Source organism: Pseudomonas sp. C9 (assembly GCF_002000165.1).
Classification (GTDB): Bacteria; Pseudomonadota; Gammaproteobacteria; order Pseudomonadales; family Pseudomonadaceae; genus Aquipseudomonas.
On sequence record NZ_MPAK01000001.1, the window covers coordinates 2,422,087 to 2,441,151 of the forward strand.

Annotated in this window: 23 protein-coding genes; 11 read left to right on the forward strand and 12 right to left on the reverse strand. The window is 57.6% G+C overall.

All coding sequences use genetic code 11. The annotated features are described in order from the left end of the window. Window positions 1–8: 8 nt before the first annotated feature. The 3 genes from BMS17_RS11325 to trpB all read right to left on the reverse strand — a co-directional run bounded on the left by BMS17_RS11325 (window position 9) and on the right by trpB (window position 2,633). Complete coding sequence (locus BMS17_RS11325; RefSeq protein WP_046031094.1) at window positions 9–464, reverse strand: anti-virulence regulator CigR family protein; 456 nt, start codon at window positions 462–464, stop codon at window positions 9–11. Between the two features lie 121 nt (window positions 465–585). Further along, window positions 586–1,398, reverse strand: coding sequence for a tryptophan synthase subunit alpha (gene trpA / locus BMS17_RS11330; RefSeq protein ID WP_077430954.1), 813 nt, complete (start codon window positions 1,396–1,398; stop codon window positions 586–588). Continuing rightward, the gene (trpB, locus tag BMS17_RS11335; RefSeq protein ID WP_007902766.1) at window positions 1,398–2,633 is read right to left on the reverse strand and encodes a tryptophan synthase subunit beta; all 1,236 of its coding nucleotides are present in this window, start codon (window positions 2,631–2,633) and stop codon (window positions 1,398–1,400) included. Before trpB ends, trpA begins: the two co-directional genes overlap by 1 nt. A gap of 126 nt (window positions 2,634–2,759) precedes the next feature. Between trpB and BMS17_RS11340 the strand changes: the two genes are divergently transcribed. Next, window positions 2,760–3,653, forward strand: coding sequence for a LysR family transcriptional regulator (locus tag BMS17_RS11340; RefSeq protein WP_046031092.1), 894 nt, complete (start codon window positions 2,760–2,762; stop codon window positions 3,651–3,653). On the opposite strand, the gene BMS17_RS11345 is transcribed toward BMS17_RS11340, so the two are convergent. After that, window positions 3,650–3,976, reverse strand: a complete 327-nt coding sequence (locus tag BMS17_RS11345) for a YqjD family protein (RefSeq protein ID WP_046031091.1) — start codon at window positions 3,974–3,976, stop codon at window positions 3,650–3,652. The two genes, BMS17_RS11340 and BMS17_RS11345, sit on opposite strands and share 4 nt — an antisense overlap. 155 nt (window positions 3,977–4,131) lie before the next feature. Between BMS17_RS11345 and BMS17_RS11350 the strand changes: the two genes are divergently transcribed. Both BMS17_RS11350 and BMS17_RS11355 read left to right on the forward strand, forming a co-directional pair. Then, window positions 4,132–4,347 carry a dodecin gene (locus BMS17_RS11350; RefSeq protein WP_008027736.1) on the forward strand — a complete coding sequence of 72 codons (216 nt, stop codon included), beginning with the start codon at window positions 4,132–4,134 and terminating at the stop codon, window positions 4,345–4,347. A 122-nt stretch (window positions 4,348–4,469) separates the two neighbouring features. Then, window positions 4,470–4,691, forward strand: coding sequence for a DUF1161 domain-containing protein (locus BMS17_RS11355; RefSeq protein WP_077430955.1), 222 nt, complete (start codon window positions 4,470–4,472; stop codon window positions 4,689–4,691). A 63-nt stretch (window positions 4,692–4,754) separates the two neighbouring features. Here the strand turns inward: BMS17_RS11355 and BMS17_RS11360 are convergent, their stop codons facing one another. Further along, on the reverse strand, window positions 4,755–5,756 hold the full coding sequence (locus tag BMS17_RS11360; protein ID WP_046031089.1) for an LLM class flavin-dependent oxidoreductase: 1,002 nt from the start codon (window positions 5,754–5,756) through the stop codon (window positions 4,755–4,757). A 241-nt stretch (window positions 5,757–5,997) separates the two neighbouring features. Between BMS17_RS11360 and BMS17_RS11365 the strand changes: the two genes are divergently transcribed. Both BMS17_RS11365 and BMS17_RS11370 read left to right on the forward strand, forming a co-directional pair. Beyond that, the gene (locus BMS17_RS11365) at window positions 5,998–6,429 is read left to right on the forward strand and encodes an OsmC family protein (RefSeq protein ID WP_046031088.1); all 432 of its coding nucleotides are present in this window, start codon (window positions 5,998–6,000) and stop codon (window positions 6,427–6,429) included. Between the two features lie 157 nt (window positions 6,430–6,586). After that, complete coding sequence (locus BMS17_RS11370; protein ID WP_046031087.1) at window positions 6,587–6,820, forward strand: DUF1161 domain-containing protein; 234 nt, start codon at window positions 6,587–6,589, stop codon at window positions 6,818–6,820. A 6-nt stretch (window positions 6,821–6,826) separates the two neighbouring features. On the opposite strand, the gene BMS17_RS11375 is transcribed toward BMS17_RS11370, so the two are convergent. Together BMS17_RS11375 and BMS17_RS11380 are read right to left on the reverse strand one after the other, a co-directional pair. Continuing rightward, window positions 6,827–7,246: a lipoprotein gene (locus tag BMS17_RS11375; RefSeq protein ID WP_046031123.1), complete on the reverse strand. Its 420-nt coding sequence runs from the start codon at window positions 7,244–7,246 to the stop codon at window positions 6,827–6,829. A gap of 41 nt (window positions 7,247–7,287) precedes the next feature. After that, window positions 7,288–7,710: a hypothetical protein gene (locus BMS17_RS11380; RefSeq protein ID WP_046031086.1), complete on the reverse strand. Its 423-nt coding sequence runs from the start codon at window positions 7,708–7,710 to the stop codon at window positions 7,288–7,290. 60 nt (window positions 7,711–7,770) lie between these two features. Here BMS17_RS11380 and BMS17_RS11385 point away from each other — a divergent pair, with 60 nt between their 5' ends. Next, window positions 7,771–8,859 (forward strand): aminopeptidase, encoded by a 1,089-nt coding sequence (locus tag BMS17_RS11385; protein ID WP_077430956.1) that lies wholly within the window; start codon window positions 7,771–7,773, stop codon window positions 8,857–8,859. 91 nt (window positions 8,860–8,950) lie between these two features. Here the strand turns inward: BMS17_RS11385 and BMS17_RS11390 are convergent, their stop codons facing one another. Together BMS17_RS11390 and BMS17_RS11395 are read right to left on the reverse strand one after the other, a co-directional pair. Then, the gene (locus BMS17_RS11390; RefSeq protein ID WP_046031084.1) at window positions 8,951–9,601 is read right to left on the reverse strand and encodes an HAD family hydrolase; all 651 of its coding nucleotides are present in this window, start codon (window positions 9,599–9,601) and stop codon (window positions 8,951–8,953) included. A gap of 29 nt (window positions 9,602–9,630) precedes the next feature. After that, window positions 9,631–10,176, reverse strand: a complete 546-nt coding sequence (locus tag BMS17_RS11395; RefSeq protein WP_077430957.1) for a gamma carbonic anhydrase family protein — start codon at window positions 10,174–10,176, stop codon at window positions 9,631–9,633. 62 nt (window positions 10,177–10,238) lie between these two features. On the opposite strand from BMS17_RS11395, the gene prlC reads away from it, so the two are divergent. The 3 genes from prlC to BMS17_RS11410 all read left to right on the forward strand — a co-directional run bounded on the left by prlC (window position 10,239) and on the right by BMS17_RS11410 (window position 14,734). Beyond that, window positions 10,239–12,317, forward strand: a complete 2,079-nt coding sequence (prlC, locus tag BMS17_RS11400; RefSeq protein WP_175648962.1) for an oligopeptidase A — start codon at window positions 10,239–10,241, stop codon at window positions 12,315–12,317. Next, a complete protein-coding gene (locus tag BMS17_RS11405) occupies window positions 12,314–12,601 on the forward strand; it encodes a YheV family putative zinc ribbon protein (RefSeq protein ID WP_046031082.1) in 288 nt (95 codons plus the stop codon). Before prlC ends, BMS17_RS11405 begins: the two co-directional genes overlap by 4 nt. A 111-nt stretch (window positions 12,602–12,712) precedes the next feature. After that, entirely contained in the window at window positions 12,713–14,734 is a 2,022-nt protein-coding gene (locus tag BMS17_RS11410) for a M3 family metallopeptidase (protein WP_077430958.1), read from the forward strand. 29 nt (window positions 14,735–14,763) lie between these two features. On the opposite strand, the gene BMS17_RS11415 is transcribed toward BMS17_RS11410, so the two are convergent. Beyond that, window positions 14,764–15,411: a tyrosine-protein phosphatase gene (locus BMS17_RS11415; protein WP_046031080.1), complete on the reverse strand. Its 648-nt coding sequence runs from the start codon at window positions 15,409–15,411 to the stop codon at window positions 14,764–14,766. Window positions 15,412–15,626: 215 nt separating this feature from the next. Further along, complete coding sequence (locus BMS17_RS11420; protein ID WP_046031079.1) at window positions 15,627–15,929, reverse strand: hypothetical protein; 303 nt, start codon at window positions 15,927–15,929, stop codon at window positions 15,627–15,629. A 193-nt stretch (window positions 15,930–16,122) separates the two neighbouring features. Here BMS17_RS11420 and BMS17_RS11425 point away from each other — a divergent pair, with 193 nt between their 5' ends. After that, on the forward strand, window positions 16,123–17,181 hold the full coding sequence (locus tag BMS17_RS11425) for a PA0069 family radical SAM protein (RefSeq protein WP_046031078.1): 1,059 nt from the start codon (window positions 16,123–16,125) through the stop codon (window positions 17,179–17,181). 244 nt (window positions 17,182–17,425) lie between these two features. Beyond that, entirely contained in the window at window positions 17,426–18,157 is a 732-nt protein-coding gene (locus BMS17_RS11430; protein WP_046031077.1) for a carbonic anhydrase, read from the forward strand. A gap of 115 nt (window positions 18,158–18,272) precedes the next feature. On the opposite strand, the gene BMS17_RS11435 is transcribed toward BMS17_RS11430, so the two are convergent. Further along, window positions 18,273–18,923: a hypothetical protein gene (locus tag BMS17_RS11435; RefSeq protein WP_077430959.1), complete on the reverse strand. Its 651-nt coding sequence runs from the start codon at window positions 18,921–18,923 to the stop codon at window positions 18,273–18,275. Window positions 18,924–19,065: the final 142 nt, after the last annotated feature.

Genomic DNA, 19,065 nt, shown 5'->3' on the forward strand with positions numbered 1-19,065 from the left:
ACGTTAAATTAAAGAACCCCTTCCAGAATTTCGTAAACAACCCCGCTGCCTACGGCAATCAGCACAATGTCGCCGCCTGCACGACGCCATTCATACCCCGGGTAATACGGCAAGCGACCCAGCGCGCGATTGTCCAGACGCTCACCATAATAGCCGTGGGGCAACGGCCGGCCGCGTTCCAGATGAATACCCGGAGGTGGTGGCGCACCGCGCACAAAATACCCATGATTGTCGTGAATCGTCTGGCGCACCGGGCCGAAGTCCCGGGGCGGAGGGCCGCCGCGATGGTTGTCCTGATGACTACGGTGATCATCGCCATGATTGTCGCCATGGTTATCGTATTGACCCTGCTGAGGGCCGCCATGGCCGTGATCGTCGCGCTGATCAGCGCTCGCGTGCAGCAATGGGGTGGCACTCAGCATCAGCACGCCCAGGCTGGCAATCAGACGTTTCGGCATTTTCATCGGGGCTTTCCTCACCGCACATACAGCAAAAAGGGCCTCAGAACGTAGTCCTGAAGCCCTCGGTCTTGCTGGTTAGTCTGTGCCGCGAGGCTCTAATTCCTCTGTATCAGGAACTTTACCTTCAGCTGACCCGCGCTTGACGCACGCCTTCCGACAGCGCTGCGCAAAGGCTGAGCACACCATCAATCGCCTGATCCGGCGTCGACGCGTTGGCGATGTGATCGATCAATGCCGACCCCACGACAACACCATCTGCCAGGCGAGCAATGGAAGCCGCTTGCTCCGGAGTACGAATGCCAAAACCAATGCTGATCGGCAAATCTGTGTGGCGACGCAGACGCGTAACCGCCTCTTCAACGTGTTCCAGCGTCGCCGCCCCTGCACCGGTCACACCCGCAACCGACACGTAGTAAACGAAACCGGAGCTGCCGTTCAGAACCGTCGGCAGGCGCACGTCATCAGTGGTTGGCGTGGTCAGACGAATGAAATCCAGACCCGCTGCCTGAGCCGGGTCGCACAACTCGCCGTTATGCTCGGGCGGCAAGTCGACCACGATCAGGCCATCAACACCGGCCTCTTTGGCTTCAGCGATGAAGCGTGGCACGCCGTACATGTGGATAGGGTTGAAATAACCCATCAGCACCAGCGGAGTCTCGGTGTTGCCTTCACGGAACTCGCGAACCATTTGCAGGGTTTTCGCCAGGTTCTGCTTGGCGCCCAAGGCACGAATGTTGGCCAACTGGATCGCCGGGCCATCAGCCATCGGATCCGTGAAGGGCATGCCCAGCTCGATCACGTCGGCGCCAGCCGCGGGCAAGCCTTTGAGGATTGCCAGGGAAGTGTCATAGCTCGGGTCGCCAGCGGTGACGAAGGTCACGAGGGCAGCGCGGTTCTGTTCCTTGAGTTCGGCAAAGCGCGTTTGCAGGCGGCTCATCAGTGTTTCTCCTGCTTGGATTGCTCTTGTTGGGAGTGTTCCATGTGGTGCATCACGGTTTGCATATCTTTGTCGCCACGACCGGACAGGTTGACCACCATCAGGTGATCCTTCGGCAAGGTCGGTGCGCGTTTGAACACTTCGGCCAGGGCGTGGGCGCTTTCCAGTGCAGGAATAATCCCCTCCAGGCGGCAGCATTTGTGGAACGCATCGAGGGCTTCATCGTCGGTCACCGAGGTGTACTGAACGCGACCGATATCATGCAACCACGCGTGTTCCGGGCCGATACCTGGATAATCGAGGCCGGCGGAAATCGAGTGAGCATCGATGATCTGGCCATCGTCGTCCTGCAACAGGAAAGTACGGTTGCCGTGGAGCACGCCCGGTACGCCGCCGTTCAGGCTGGCTGCATGTTTACCGGTTTCGATACCGTAACCGGCAGCTTCCACGCCGATGATCTCGACACTCTTGTCGTCCAGGAACGGGTGAAACAGGCCCATGGCGTTGGAACCGCCACCGATACACGCCACCAGGCTGTCCGGCAGGCGACCTTCTTGCGCTTGTAGCTGTTCACGGGTTTCCTTGCCGATAACGGCCTGGAAGTCGCGAACCATGGCCGGATACGGGTGTGGTCCGGCCACGGTGCCGATCAGGTAGAAGGTGCTGTCGACGTTGGTTACCCAGTCACGCAGCGCTTCGTTCATCGCATCTTTCAGGGTGCCGGTGCCGGCGACGACCGGAATCACTTCGGCGCCCAGCAACTTCATGCGAAACACGTTGGCTTGCTGACGTTCGATGTCGGTGGTGCCCATGTAGATCACGCAGTCGAGACCGAAACGAGCGGCTACGGTAGCGGTCGCCACGCCGTGCATGCCTGCACCGGTTTCGGCGATGATGCGTTTCTTGCCCATGCGCCGCGCCAGCAGAATCTGGCCAATGCAGTTGTTGATCTTGTGCGCGCCGGTGTGGTTCAGCTCTTCACGCTTCAGGTAAATCTTCGCACCACCGCAGAACTCGGTCAGGCGTTCGGCGAAATACAGTGGGCTCGGGCGTCCGACATAGTCGCGCTGGAAGTAGGCCAATTCTTCTTTGAACGCCGGATCTTCCTTGGCCGCTTCGTATTCGCGGGCCAGGTCGAGGATCAACGGCATCAGGGTTTCGGCAACGTAACGGCCGCCGAACGCGCCAAACAGGCCGTTGGCATCGGGGCCATTGCGCAGATTAGTCTGGGTCATGGGTCGCTCCGGTTGAATGGGTGGGATGATGCTTTTGAAAAGAGAGTGGGCTTAACTCTACCCCTGACGCCCCACTCTGAAAACCGATAAGATCGCCGCAACCTGTCAGGAAAACTCACATATCCCATGAGCCATGACCTCCCCCCGCTGAACGCCCTTCGTGCCTTCGAAGCCACTGCCCGCCTGAACAGCGTCAGTCAGGCCGCCGAACAGTTGCACGTCACCCATGGTGCGGTCAGCCGGCAGTTGAAGGTACTGGAAGAGCACCTCGGGGTGAGCCTGTTCGTCAAGGATGGTCGCGGCCTTAAACTCACAGATGCCGGCATTCGATTGCGCGACGCCAGCGGCGAAGCGTTCGAACGGTTACGCACGGTATGTGCAGAGCTGACGCAGAGCACCGCCGATGCGCCCTTCGTACTCGGCTGCTCGGGAAGCCTGCTGGCGCGCTGGTTCATTCCACGCCTGGGACGGCTGAATACGGACTTGCCTGACCTGCGCCTACACCTGTCCGCTGGCGAAGGCGATCTTGACCCGCGCCGGCCAGGTCTCGATGCGTTGCTGGTATTTGCCGAACCGCCGTGGCCGGCGGACATGCAGGTCTATGAACTGACCAGCGAACGGATCGGCCCCGTCATGAGCCCGCGATTCGCCGGCTACGAGAGGTTGCAAGGCGCACCGGCGGCTGCGCTGCGGAACGAGCCTTTGCTCCACACCACATCAAGGCCCCAGGCGTGGCCGAGCTGGGCGCAGCACAACGGCCTCGATCCCAAGGATTTGAAGTATGGTCAAGGTTTTGAGCATTTGTACTATTTGCTGGAAGCCGCAGTGGCCGGCCTGGGAGTGGCCATTGCACCAGAGCCGTTGGTGGCCGAGGACGTGAAGGCCGGTCGCCTGGTTGCGCCATGGGGTTTCAGTGAAACCCCGGCGCAACTGGCGTTGTGGCTACCCAAGCGCGCCGCGGATGGGCGGGCTCGGCAGTTGGCGCAGTGGCTGAAGAATGAACTGCGCCAGGCAGATTAATCCCCGCGCTTGCACAGCAGATAGGCCGCGAGAAGACCCAACGCCCCCACGGCAACACCGGCCGTCGTCCAAGGGTGTTCTTGGGCGTAGTCCCGAGTGGCGACCCTGGTTTCACGGGTTTTGACTTTGACTTCTTCGTACGCATCGCTGAGCAAGTGACGCGAATGCTTCAGCGCACTTTCGGCGTTGGCCTTCAAGGTTTTAAGGGTTCTACGCGACTCGTCCGACGCATCGTCTTTCAAGCTTTCCAACGATTTGAGCAAACTCTCGATTTCGGCTTCCATGCTTTGCAATGAGGCTTTACGTAAAGAGGTGTTGGCCATGGTGGCTCTCCTGCGTTGATTGAGTTGCGTGTGTTGATTGGGACTTCAGGGGTTGGAGAAAGTGCAGTATTTCGGAACTTCCCCTTCCGATTGACCGACACAAGTCATACGAAAAATCACTGCTAGGCTGTATCTCACACCCTGAGGAGAACGCCATGACTGACCATCACACCTACAAAAAAGTCGAACTGGTCGGCTCGTCCACCAGCAGCATTGAAGACGCCATCAATAACGCGCTGGCCGAGGCCAGCAAAAGTCTCAAGTACATGGAATGGTTTGAAGTGACCGAAACCCGTGGGCACATCAAGGACGGCAAGGCGGCCCACTTTCAGGTAACGCTCAAGGTCGGGTTCCGGATTGCCAGCAGCTGAGATTGCGCTAGTCTTCTGAACTTGCGCGCTGGCCGAATGCCATAGGGAATGGCAAAGCGCTGTATGTGCGCATCCAGCGAATGACTGGATGCCCCTTTTGATCCGACCAGGGAGTGCGACCGATGAAGAAGTTTGTGTTGGCAGTAGGTTTGTTGAGCCTTGCGGGGACAGCGCTAGCTAACAGCAAGCCATGCGAAGAGCTGAAAGCCGAAATCGCCGCGAAGCTGGATGCCAAGGGCGTTTCTGGTTACTCGCTGGAAATTGTCGATAAAGGCGCAGACCCTGCCGGGAAAGTCGTTGGTACTTGTGAAAAGGGAACCAAGGAAATCGTCTATAAACGTTGATTTCGCGAAGATGTTAAAAAGCCGACGCAATGCGTCGGCTTTTTTTATGGGGAGGTCTGAACGTCAGCCCTTCATCACCTGCGCCAGCAGTTCGTAAGAATGAACACGATCAGAATGTTCGTACAGGTCGCAGGTAAAAATCAGTTCGTCGGCTTGCGTCTGCTCAACCAGCACGTCCAGTTTGGCGCGGATTTTCTGCGGGCTGCCCACCATCGCCAACCCGAGGAAATCACTGACCGCTTCGCGCTCATGCGGCAGCCACAGCCCGTCCATGGTTTTCACTGGCGGACGCTGGACCAGGCTTTGGCCACGCATCAGGGCGAGAATTCGCTGATAGACCGACGTCGCCAAGTAATCGGCCTGCTCGTCCGTGTCAGCCGCCACCAGCGGCACACCGAGCATTACGTAGGGCTTATCCAATACCGCTGAAGGCTTGAAGTGATTGCGGTAGACGCGAATCGCCTCGTGCATGAAGCGCGGTGCGAAATGCGAGGCGAAGGCGTAGGGCAAACCGCGCTCACCGGCCAGTTGCGCACTGAACAGGCTGGAACCCAGCAACCACACCGGGACGTTGGTCCCGGTGCCGGGCATGGCGATGATCCGCTGGTCCGGGGTGCGTGGACCGAGGTAGCGCATCAGTTCGGCCACGTCATCAGGGAAGTCGTCGGCGCTGCCGGAACGTTCGCGGCGCAACGCGCGGGCCGTCATTTGATCGGAGCCGGGTGCGCGGCCCAGGCCCAGGTCGATCCGCCCCGGGTACAGACTTTCGAGAGTACCGAACTGCTCAGCGATCACCAGCGGCGCGTGGTTCGGCAGCATCACGCCACCCGAGCCGACACGAATGGTCGAGGTCCCCCCCGCCAGATAGCCGAGCAGCACGGAAGTTGCCGAACTGGCGATGCCATCCATGTTGTGGTGTTCGGCGACCCAAAAACGGTTGTAGCCGAATTTTTCGACATGCTGCGCCAGGTCCAGGGAGTTGCGCAGCGACTGGGCTGCGTTGCCGTTCTCGCGCACAGGCACCAGATCAAGGGTCGAGAATTTGATGTCGGACAGTCGTTTCATAAACCTGCTTCTCCAGTTAGGGCGCAGGTTTTTCTTACAAACGAAAACCTGCCGAATCCATAAGCGTGTTTCATGCAATGAGGGCATATACCCGAGTTTCAATAGCCAAGGCAAAAAAACCTACGAAAACAGTAGGACAAACAAGATCGGGTGAACTTTGCACTGCCGGCTATCCTCAGAACCCTTGGCAACCGAAAACCACAAAGGCGCGACGCTCGTGCCGGATCTTGAGGAGGCAGGTATGGCTATTACGAAGAAAGCATCGGCTCATTGGGAAGGTGACCTGAAAACCGGCATCGGCTCGATCTCCACTGAAACCGGCGTGCTCAGGGAAGCGCCTTACGGCTTCAAGGCACGTTTCGAGGGCGGCAAGGGTACGAATCCGGAGGAGCTGATTGGCGCAGCCCACGCGGGGTGCTTCTCCATGGCGTTTTCGATGATTCTTGGCGATGCCGGCCTCAAGGCTGACAGCATCGATACCCAAGCCGAAGTCACTCTGGATCAAGTGGACGGTGGTTTTTCAATCACCGCCGTGAAACTGATCCTCCAGGCGAAAATCCCGGGGGCGACGCAGGCGCAATTCGAGGATCTGAGCAATAAAGCCAAAGAAGGCTGCCCGGTTTCAAAAGTGTTGAATGCGAAAATCACGCTGGAGGCGACGTTGCTCAGCTGATGGCGGCTGTTCGCGCAACCGATAAAAGATCGCAGCCCTCAACAGGCTGCGTTCTTTTTTTGCGCCCGGACAAAACCTGACCAGCGAAATTGTGGTCGAATAAATGACAGCAGTGAATACGCATAACCCTGCGCGCTGCCTCAAAGGAGCTTCAACCATGAAACGTTTTACCTTGGCGGTTATCTGTTGCGCATTGGCCACATCGGCCCTTGCGGCACCGAAACCCTGTGAAGAACTCAAGGCCGAGATCGAAACCAAGATCCAGGCACAAGGGGTTTCGTCCTACACCCTGGAAATCGTCACCAATGACGAGGTGCACGATCAGAACATGGTCGTGGGCTCATGCGAAAACGGCACCAAGAAAATCATCTATCAGAAAAACGACCGCTGATTCGCCTCACAGGCAATAGGACTCCCGGTCTTCTGCGACGATTTCGCGCTTGGCGTTGTACAATCGGGCGCCCGGAACAAGCGTGATCGACTGGCCTACCAGTACGTAACGCTGACCTGCTTCGAAATGATCATATTGGATGGTCAGGTAGCACAGCCGTTCCGTTGGACCGTCCATGACGCCCAAGCCACCCCCACCCGGTATTTCAAAATCGAATCGGACGAGCAGCTCGTGGCTGCCAGGCGTAACCTGGAAAAAGCGTCCGTCATTCAATCGCCGCTTGTCCAATCGCTCGGCCATCAGCAACTTATCGTTGGGGAATGGCACAGAGAAGTCGACCCAAGCCATCTGTGGATCAACCGGCGGCAACGGACTCTGACAGCCAGCAACAACGCTGGCAGCGAGCAACAGCATTAACCTGCGCATGATGAATGTCCCAATGATTTGGTCATTCAGCATACCGCCGATCAGGTGTGTTGGCAGCCTGCCGGTGTGCCGTGGCCAATGACTTTTCGCTGTTGGTTATAGAGTTTCGCCCACGGCCTGAAGCCGATATTCCCCGCTTGCAGCTGATAACGCTCCCCGGCGTTGAAGTCGCTGAATTTCACGTTTAGCTGACAGTCACGCCATAACGGCTCGGCATCCGGGCCGATATTGGTCGGCGCGACCGGGAACCGGTAACGCACCGTCAACTCATGGCTGCCGGGTTGCACCTGAAAATAGCGTTTGTCGGTCGTGGCTTTATCATCGACTTCCAACGCTTGCAGCGCCGAGTCTTTTCGTTGCGAGTCCAGGTCGATCCACGCCTGCGCCGGATCAGGGTGAGGCAATCCAAATACAGCACAGCCCGTCAGCATCAACAGGCCCCCCGTCAGCATCATCTTGTGCATAGCGCAGCTCCAGTCAGGCGGGATAGTCTTGCGGGCAGACTTTCCAAGGATGTTTTTATTTTGATCAGGCCGTTTCCAAGCCTTGGGTTACTTGATCGCGTTTTGCGCGTTTTGTTTCCGGGTATGTTGCTTTTGCTGCTCAACGGTTGCACCAGCGTCAGCTATTACAGTCAATTGGCAACGGGTCAGCTGCAACTGCTGCGGGCTCGTGAACCGGTGGCCGAGGTGATTGCCGATCCATCGCGCGATCAGACACTGCGTGCGCATCTGGCCCAGTCACAAAAAGCCCGGACATTCGCCAGCGAGCATTTGCACCTGCCGGACAATCAAAGCTATCGCCTGTATGCCGACATTGGCCGGCCGCTCGTTGTCTGGAATGTCTTCGTCACGCCGGAGTTTTCCCTGAAGCCTCAGAACCATTGTTTCCCGATTGCCGGCTGCGTCGCTTATCGCGGTTACTACAGCCAGAGCGCGGCACGCGGCGAGGCGGCCTTGCAGCGCCTGCAAGGTATGGACGTTTCGATTGGGGGTGTCGAGGCGTACTCGACACTTGGCTGGTTCAACGACCCGATTATCAGCTCAATGATGGGCTGGGGTGACGAACGGCTGGCGACGCTGATTTTCCACGAACTGGCGCATCAACGTATTTATGTGAAGGACGACACGGAGTTCAACGAATCTTTCGCAACCTTCGTCGAACAGGAAGGCACTCGCCAATGGCGTGCAACCCGCGGTCTGGCGCCAGACACCGGAGCACAGGCACTACGACGGGATCAATTCACTCAGCTGGTGCTGGACACGCGCACGCGCCTTGAAAAGCTGTACGCCCAGTCCTTGCCAGCGGATCAAATGCGCCAGCGCAAGGCCGATGAGTTCGAACGACTGCGCAGCGAATACCGGCAGTTACGTGACAGCCAATGGGCGGGGGACAGGCGCTATGACGCCTGGGTCAACGCGCCGATGAACAATGCCCGGCTGTTGCCGTTTGGGTTGTATGACCAATGGGTGCCTGCGTTTGCTGTGCTGTTCAAGCAAGAAGGTGGGGACTGGGTGAGGTTTTATGCGGCCGTCGAGAAGCTGGGGGCATTGCCGGTTGGGGAACGTAAGGCGACGTTGAAAACCTTGGCAGATAAGATCTCCATCGACTGAACTGCCGCCATCGCGGGCAAGCCTTGCTCCTACAGATTTGGAAACTGTGCATACCCCTTAGGAGCAAGACTTGCCCGCGATAGACCTCTGACTAGCGCTGCAAAAACGCCCTGTGCATCGCGTCCAGCGTTTCAAAGTGATAGGTCGGTGCTTCTGCACTCAACTCTTCGTGGCTGCCAAACCCGTAACCCACAGCCGCTGCATCCAGCCCATTACTGCGCGCACCGATCAGATCATGCTTACGATCGCCAATCATCAGGGTGTTGGCAGGATCCAGCCCCTCTTCAGCCATCAGATGCGCAATCAGTTCGACTTTATTTGTGCGCGTGCCGTCCAGCTCGCTGCCGTAAATCACTTTGAAGTGTTTGGCGAAATCAAAGTGTCGGGCGATTTCCCGGGCGAAAACCCAAGGCTTGGATGTCGCGATGTACAACTGCCGGCCCTGCCCTACCAACGTTTCCAACAGTGGGGTTACACCGTCGAATACGCGGTTTTCGTACAGGCCGGTCACCTTGAAGCGTTCACGATAGTAATTCACCGCGTCCCAGGCCTTGGGCTCGTCGAAGTCGTAAAACTGCATGAACGCCTGTAACAACGGTGGGCCGATGAAGTGTTCCAGTTTGGTCAGGTCAGGTTCGTCGATCCCCAGTTTGCTCAGGGCAAACTGGATCGAACGCGTGATGCCCTCGCGCGGGTCGGTCAGGGTGCCATCGAGGTCGAATAAAACGGTTTGGTAATGCATGAATAATCCTGGGCAATAATGGAAGAGAGTCAGAGCTGGTCGTAACCTTCAGCCAGATGCAGATCCTTGAGCTTCACGTAATTCGCCGCACTGTAAGTGAAAAAAGCCTTCTCCTTGTCGGTCAGCGGTCGGATCTGTTTCACCGGGCTGCCCACATACAGGAAGCCGCTTTCCAGGCGTTTGCCCGGCGACACCAGGCTGCCAGCGCCAATGATCACGTCATCCTCGACCACCGCACCGTCCATGACGATGCTGCCCATGCCGATCAAAACCCGGCTGCCCACGCTGCACCCGTGAAGCATGACTTTATGCGCTATGGTCACATCGTCGCCGATCAGCAGCGGAAAGCCATCGGGGTTGAACGGGCCGGCGTGGGTGATGTGCAACACGCAGCCGTCCTGAACACTGGTGCGCGCGCCGATACGGATGCGGTGCATGTCGCCACGGATCACGGTCAGCGGCCAGACAGAGCTGTCTTCGCCGATTTCGACGTCGCCGATCACCACCGCCGAGCCATCGACAAAAGCGCCTTTATCCAGCAGCGGCGTGTGGTTCTGATACTTGCGAAGGTTCACGATAGGGTTTCTCTCTGTTGCCGATAGCTGCGGTGAGCGTCGATTGTAATTAAGATGGCCGCATGTTTCTTCCAGCCAAGGTGCCAACCGTGAGCGTGAACAACCCTCTTTTGCAGTCCTACGACCTGCCGCCGTTCTCCACGATCCGTGCCGAACACGTGCAACCGGCCATTGAACAGATCCTGGCTGACAACCGCGCCGCCATTATCGAGATCCTCAAAACCCAAGGCAAACAACCCACCTGGGCCGGTCTGGTGTTGGCGATGGACGAACTCAATGATCGACTGGGTGCTGCCTGGAGCCCGGTCAGCCATCTGAATGCCGTGTGCAACAGCGCCGAACTGCGTGAAGCCTACGAGTCCTGCCTGCCCGCCTTGAGCGCGTATTCCACCGAGCTGGGCCAGAATCGCGAACTGTTCCAGGCGTTCGAAGCGCTCGCCAATAGTCCCGAAGCCGCCGATTTCGATGTGGCGCAAAAAACTATCCTGGAACACTCCCTGCGTGACTTCCGCCTGTCGGGTATTGACCTGCCAGAGGCTGAGCAAAAACGTTACGCCGAAGTGCAGAGCAAGCTCTCGGAGCTGGGCAGCCGCTTCTCCAATCAGTTGCTCGACGCCACTCAAGCCTGGACCCGGCACGTCACCGATGAAGCCACCCTCGCCGGCCTGACCGATTCGGCCAAGGCGCAAATGGCGGCGGCAGCGCAGGCCAAAGGCCTGGACGGCTTCCTGATTACCCTGGAATTCCCGAGCTACTACGCGGTGATGACCTACGCCCACGACCGCGCCTTGCGCGAAGAAGTCTACGCCGCCTACTGCACCCGTGCCTCGGACCAAGGCCCGAATGCCGGTCAGAACGATAACGGCCCGGTCATGGAAGAAATCCTCGACCTGCGCGAGGAACTGGCCAAATTACTCGGTTTCGCCAGCTTCTCGGAGCTGAGCCTGGCCACCAAAATGGCCGAGTCCAGCGATCAGGTGCTGAGTTTCCTGCGCGACCTGGCCAAGCGCAGCAAGCCGTTTGCCGCTCAGGACCTGGAACAGCTCAAAGCCTATGCCGCCGAACAAGGCTGCCCGGACCTGCAAAGCTGGGACAGCGGTTTCTACGGCGAAAAACTTCGCGAACAACGTTACAGCGTGGCTCAGGAAGCCCTGCGCGCCTACTTCCCGATCGACAAAGTGTTGAGCGGGTTGTTTGCCATCGTTCAGCGTCTGTACGGCATCGAGATCGCCGAACAGAAAGGCTTCGATACCTGGCACCCGGACGTTCGCCTGTTCGAGATCAAGGAAAATGGCCAGCACGTCGGCCGATTCTTCTTCGACCTCTACGCTCGCGCCAACAAGCGCGGCGGGGCATGGATGGACGGCGCCCGCGATCGTCGCCGCACCGCTGAAGGCATGCTGCAAAGCCCGGTGGCCAATCTGGTGTGCAACTTCACCCCGGCCGACAGTGGCAAGCCGGCGCTGCTGACTCACGATGAAGTCACCACCCTGTTCCACGAATTCGGTCACGGCTTGCATCACCTGCTGACCCGCGTCGAACACGCAGGCGTCTCCGGCATCAACGGCGTGGCCTGGGATGCGGTCGAGTTGCCGAGCCAGTTCATGGAAAACTGGTGCTGGGAGCCAGAAGGCCTGGCGCTGATCTCCGGTCACTATGAAACCGGCGAGCCACTGCCTCAGGACCTGCTGCAGAAAATGCTCGCGGCGAAAAACTTCCAGTCCGGCCTGATGATGGTGCGTCAGCTGGAATTCTCGCTGTTCGACTTCGAGCTGCACGCCACCCACGGCGACGGTCGTAGCGTGGCGCAGGTGCTTGAAGGCGTACGCGACGAGGTGTCGGTCATGCGCCCACCGGCCTACAACCGCTTCCCGAACAGCTTCGCCCACATCTTCGCCGGCGGTTACGCGGCGGGTTATTACAGCTACAAGTGGGCGGAAGTGCTGTCGGCCGATGCCTTCTCCAAGTTCGAGGAAGACGGCGTGCTCAATGCCGACACCGGTCGCGCATTCCGCGAGGCCATCCTGGCGCGTGGGGGTTCTCAGGAACCGATGGTGCTGTTCGTCGACTTCCGTGGCCGTGCGCCATCGATTGACGCACTCTTGCGCCACAGCGGCCTGAGTGAGGACGCGGCAGCATGAGTGAGGGACCTGTGATTACCAAAAGACGCTTTATCGCCGGGGCGGTTTGCCCGGCCTGCAGCGAGCCGGACAAGTTGATGATGTGGAGCGAAGACGACGTGCCACATCGCGAGTGCGTGGCCTGCGGTTATTCTGACACCCTGAATGAACAAGGCCTTTCCGTGCCCAAGGAACTGGGCACGCGGGTCAACACCTCGGCACTGAAAGTGCCGGACGCCAAGGTTCAGGCCGTACAGTTTTTCCCGAACCCGAAGCTGAAGAAAAAACCTGACGAGCAACACTGAGTCGACACCACCTTCCACTCTTTGACGGGTGGAAGGTGGTATCTATCTACCGCCCTTCCTGCGTGCTTCCCGCTTAGGCTGACCCCTTCAGCCACTATCAAGGAAGACGCCATGCCTGATACCAATCCGCTTTTGCACCACTGGGATCTCCCGCCTTGGTCGGCCATCCGCGCCGAGCATCTGGTGCCGGCCATCGAATCAATCATTGCCGACAATCACCAAACCATTGCCGAGATCACGGCCAGTCAATCCGAATTTCCGACCTGGGATGACCTGGTGCTGGCCATTGTTGAAACCGATGCTCGCCTGGATGAAGCGATGGGCATTATCGAAACCCTGATGACGGTCAAACACGACAATAAAGCGTGGGACACCGCAAGCCGTCGCTGTGGAGACGCCCTGGCGCAGTACAAGTCGCAGAAGATGAGCAATCGGGAACTCTGGAAAGCCTGCCTGCGTCTGGCGCAAAGCTCGATTGCTCAGAATTTCGACGATTCACGCAAAGCCGTCATGAGCAAGATTCTGCGTGAGTTTCGCTTGTCGGGAATCGATTTACCCACCGAGCAACAGCAACAGCTGACGCGGCTGAACCTCGATATCAGCCTGTTCGAAGACCTTTTTTTGAGCAATCTGCACAGTGCCAGCTCGGCCTGGAGCAAGCACATCGACGACATCACCCGGCTCAATGGCCTACCCCAAGAGACCAAGGACCGTCTATCGCGCAACGCCCGACAGGCAGGACAAGATGGCTGGCTGATTCGTCTTGACCAGCACACCCGCCATCAAGTCATGACCTACGCCGAGAACCGCGCCCTTCGCGAAGAATACTTTATCGCCTACCTCACACGCGCTTCCGATCAGGGCCCAAACGCAGGGTCATTTGATAATGGTCCCGTATTGGAGCGTCTGTTGTCCCTGCGTCAGCAGAAAGCCCGACTGCTTGGGTACGAAAACTTCGCGCAATTGAGTCTCGCATCAGAAATGGCCGAATCCACGGCGCAAGTCAGCGAGTTTCTGCGTCGACAGGTGACGCTTGAGACACCGGCGCTTGTGCGGGACACCCAAGCGCTCGATGCGTTCGCGCTAGAGCGTGGCCTGAGTGAAGTCCACGCCTGGGACCATGATTTTCTCGCCGAACAATTGCGCCAGCAAAGTCTCGCAGGTGCCCTGAATGACCTGCGGGCCTATTTTCCCCTCGACGGGACTTTGCATCGGCTTTGCCTGTTCAGCGAACGTATGTTCGGGATCAAGATCGCCGAACAGACAACGTTCAGTCGCTGGCATGACAGCGTGCGACTGTTCGAAGTCAGCGAGCATGGGCAGGTGATCGGACACATTTACCTCGACCCCTTCCATCGAGAGGAGGCTTCGGACTATGCCTGGACCGCCACACGACGCAATCGACGAGTGAATGCCGAGGGTCGATTGATACTGCCGATTGCGATACTTCACCCCAACTTCACCCCAGGGATCGCCGATCATCCGTGCCTGCTTACCCACCAGGACCTGCGGGTGCTTTTTCATGAGTTCGGCCATTGTTTGCAGCACACCCTGACGCGATCACCTCATCACAACCTTTCCGGTATTTCACAACTGGGTCGTGATACCGCGGAGTTCGCCGGTCAACTGTTCGAGCGATGGTGCCTGTCGCGCGAGTTTCTATTGTGGCTGGCAGCGCACTACCAAACTGGCGAGCGATTGAGCGAGGAACGTATCGACAAAGCGCTGGCCGCTGTTCAAACACAAACCAGCCGGGAAACCGCGAGACTGCTGCTGGGTGCCTTGCTCGACTTCGATTTGCATCATTGCCAGGGTGATAGCCGCAGCCTTCAGCAAGTCTTCGAGGACGTTCAGAGGAGGATTCCCGGCCTGCAACTGCCGTCCTATTGCCGGTTCGCCAACAGCTTTGACTACATGGTGACCGGCTACGCGGCCACGGTTTACGCCTACCAATGGTCGGGGGTGCTGGCGACCGAGGTGTTCAAGCGGTTTCAGCAGGAGTGGTTATTCAACCCCCAAACCGGCAGGGCCTTTCGCGAAGCCTTTTTTTCACCTGGCGACTCACGCTCACTGCTGATTGCCTTGAATGAGTTCCTGGGGCGGTCGGCCACCGATCAACTGTTAACGGCCTAGCCAGAGATCATTGCCAGCTAAACCCGTGATTACTCAACGTGAGCCGATTTGAACCAGCTCTTCATCGAACAAGTGGCGAACGGGCTGGTGCTGCAATCACCATTGGCCAACGCAATGCGGAGTTTATCGACGTCGGCCTGCATCATGTAACGCACGCCATCCTTGAAATGGGTGCTATCACCAAAGCCGCCCCGAGTCATTTCATTCAGGGCGTCTTCCTTGCTCCAACCCTGGATCACGACCCGGTACATGGCCGCCATCAAGCCCGTGCGGTCCGAACCGTGTTTGCAGTGCATCAGCACCGGGCCACTGGCCTCGGCCGCTTGAATGGCACGAAGGGCCTTGAGTACATCCGCGTCGTCCACGTGATTGGTCCGATAGGGCAACTGAACCTGAGCGATACCCGGCACAGACAACCAACTCGAGTCTGACTCTGGCAGGAAATTGATGACGGTTCCCACCTGCAATTTTTCCAGTAATGCAATGGCGCCGCGATCGGGCAAAGCGCTGCGGTAGAGCGTCGGGGACATCTGAAAGAGGTTGTATTTCGCTTCGACCGGTTGCGCCCATTCCGCCGGACGAGGGGACGCGCTGTCATCCGCAAGGGCGAGAGTCAGGTTGAAAAGTGCAACCAGTGACAACAGAAATGTGGCTGGCATGAGGCGCAGTCGGGACATGCTCGGACAACCGTATGAAAAAGTGTGGATAGGTGTCACGCAGCATCAGCCTTGAGCAGTCAAAGGCCTGTGAGCCTGCTGTCAAAGAATTGTGAACTGGCCACGCTCGTGGTACCGATACATTTCAATACTATAAAGCGACACGAAAAAATCCGCATCGCTTTACAAGTTCGCCGTTAAATCGTCGACTCGTCAATATTTATATATTGCGTGAGTTAAGGATTAATAATCTTCGAATAGGCTTTTGCCAATGCAACCAGAACTACTTTGTCCTGTGCATCAATCTCGCCATTGCCGTTTACATCGGGTGCGCCACTCAGGGTGAAGGTCATGCCGCCGTCATTCGACACGGCCTCGCGGGTGCTGGTGTCCAGCAGAGAGTAAGTAGACGTTCGGCTCTCAGGGTCATAGCCCTCTTCCTTCAGCGCAAACTGCATGGAAACCCGAACTTCTTTTGGACTAACAAGCGTAGGTGCCAACAGTTGAAGGAATACGCCACGCTGATTGTAATTCGACATTTATTAAATCCTTTTAATATGATTAACACGATAACTTCGTGCGAAATGAAGAATACTAACAACGCCACTAAACTTGCCATGCGCATTATGTTTCTCATAATGACCGGCCTCACATTATTCACACGCCGAACGGCACTGGTCGATTGCATCGAGCCCGTATACTGTATGCACATACAGCTAAAGGATTTTGTCGATGGCTACTCCCTTGCCCCCTCGCGGACGCGGCACCGCGACCAACCCGCACAACCGCTTCGCGCCGAATCGCTCGGTGGCCGAGGATGACGGTTGGTATCAGGAAGCGCCGCTCACCCAGGGCACCGAAGTACGCATCGAAACGGCGAAAACCATCATCACCCGTAACAACTCGCCGGACTTGCCATTCGATCGTTCGATCAACCCCTATCGCGGCTGCGAACATGGCTGCATCTACTGCTATGCACGGCCCAGCCATGCGTATTGGGACATGTCGCCGGGGCTGGATTTCGAGACCAAATTGATCGCCAAGACCAACGCCGCCGATGTGCTGGAAGAACAGCTGTCCAAACGCGGTTATCAGTGCGCGCCGATCAACCTGGGGTCCAACACCGATCCTTACCAGCCAATCGAGCGTGAGCACAAAATCACTCGTAAAACCCTCGAAGTGCTGCTGCGTTACCGCCATCCGGTGACCATCATCACCAAAGGCTCGCTGATTCTTCGTGACCTCGACCTGCTGGCCGAACTCGCCGGGCAACGGCTGGTGGCGGTGATGATCAGCCTCACCACCCTGGACGATGAGCTCAAACGTATCCTCGAACCGCGTGCCGCAGCGCCCAAGGCCCGGTTACGGGCGATACGCGTCATGCATGAAGCGGGTATTCCGGTAGGTGTGTTGTGTTCGCCGATGATTCCGATGATCAACGACAGCGAACTCGAAAGCCTGCTGACCGAGGCGCATGCGGCCGGCGCGCAAAGCGCGGCCTACATGATGCTGCGCCTGCCGCTGGAAGTGGCGCCGCTGTTCGAAGAATGGTTGGCCGCCCATTATCCGCAGCGTGCCGCTCATGTGCTGAGCCTGATACGCCAGAGCCGTGGCGGTGAGCTCTATGACAGTCGTTTTGGTGCCCGGATGCGCGGCGAAGGCCCCTTTGCAGACCTGCTGGCACAACGTTTCAACAAAACCATCAAGCGCCTGGGGCTTAATCGTCGGGAAGGTTTTAATCTGGACTGCGATGCCTTCTGTCCGCCGGGTCGCCAGATGTCACTGATTTAAGGACAATTGGCCTATGGTTGAGTGGTGAGGAAATCACCGCACCTTTAGGCTGGTCACGTTTTTTGTGACCTGTAACACGCGTTCCAGAGCGGTCGACTCAGTTTGATTCAAGTTTCGGTAGCGACCTTGTTCGTAGAGTGACTGATGGGTCGAGGTTTTCGACCTGGATGTTTTTTAAACAGCCACTGGCTCCACACTGGACAAAACGGGACACTTCCCTGACTCCGCCATTGAGGATGAATTGATGAGTGAGAAGGATAAACAGCCGTTGGCTGCGTCGGCACAAGCCCAACCCGAGGCGGAAACCGCCGATGCAGCGTTGCAGCATATCGTTGACGGCTTTTTGCATTTTCACCATGAGGTCTTTCCACAGCAGGAGGAGCTCTTCAAAAAACTCGCCACGGCCCAGAGCCCCAGAGCGATGTTCATCGCCTGCGCCGATTCGCGCATCGTTCCTGAGCTGATCACCCAAAGCGCTCCCGGCGATCTGTTCGTGACCCGCAACGTGGGCAATGTGGTACCGCCTTATGGGCAAATGAACGGTGGTGTTTCCACCGCCATCGAGTACGCGGTCCTCGCCCTTGGCGTGCAGCACATCATCATTTGCGGGCACTCCGACTGTGGCGCGATGCGCGCAGTGCTGAACCCGCAAAGCCTGGAAAAAATGCCGACGGTAAAAGCCTGGCTGCGACACGCCGAAGTGGCGAAAACCATGGTCCAGGAAAACTGCCATTGCTCTGACGAGAACGAAAGCATGCACATCCTCACCGAGGAGAATGTGATTGCTCAGCTTCAGCATTTACGCACGCACCCATCGGTGGCCTCGCGCATGGCCAACGGTCATCTGTTCATCCATGGTTGGGTCTACAGCATCGAAACCAGCGAAATCAAAGCTTACGACGCGGACCAGGGGCGTTTCCTGCCACTCGATGGCAGCCATCCGATTCCGGTGGCAACGCCCAAAGCGCGGTTCTAAAAACGCCTGAATCCTCGAGTGGGACCAGGCGAATTGAAATGAGGGGGAGTGAAGCGCGGGTTGGCAATGTGGGAGCGAGCCTGCTCGCTCCCACGGGAACATATTGCTCGATGGATCAAGCTGCCGGCTGATCCAGTTCCAGGCCTACACCCAAGCGGCGCGACATACACGGCCAGCGTTTCCACGCGGCGCCGGTGTCCGGGCTGTTGAGCTTCTCGCGGTAGGTTTCCACCGACTCCAGTGCAAAACTCTCATCATCGAGCATCTCGTCGATGGCGTGATGCACTGCTTCATCCAGTTGGTTGGCAAATTCCTCACCGATCAATTGGTGAGCAATCAGATTGGCGACCGTCATGTCCAAGGGGATCAGTGGCTGGCCGAAATGCTTGATGTACAGGTCGTTGACCTCTTCTACAAAACGGTGCGCCAGATAGGCTTCATCCAGCAGGCTGTCGAGCCCGACATGGCCGGCCATGATGGTTGGCGGCTGGAGGAAGTACTGCTCGGCGATGTTCAGCACCGGTTTGATTTGTGAATCGATACCCGCTTCCCTTGCCACTTCATTGGCTGCGTCCAGCAGATCGGGTACTTCATCGATGTAGGCGCTAATAAAACGCGTCAGTACGCCATTGGCATCAGCCTCTGGCAATTGGATAGCAGGGTGTAGATGAGGCAGTTTGGTCTGCAGCTGACGCGCCAGCAGGCCAGTGTCTTTCTCGTGTTGTTGGGCTTTTTGGATCTGCTCGCGCAATGCGGCGGTGTTCATGAAAACTCCAGGAAACAAAGGCAATGAAATAGGGAAGACATAACTTAGCTGCCTTATGAAAAATGCTAAGACGCATTTGTCATAATTGTTTCATCCTTGAGACGCCTCCGTTATATCGATTTGCCACCACTCGTCTGCATCC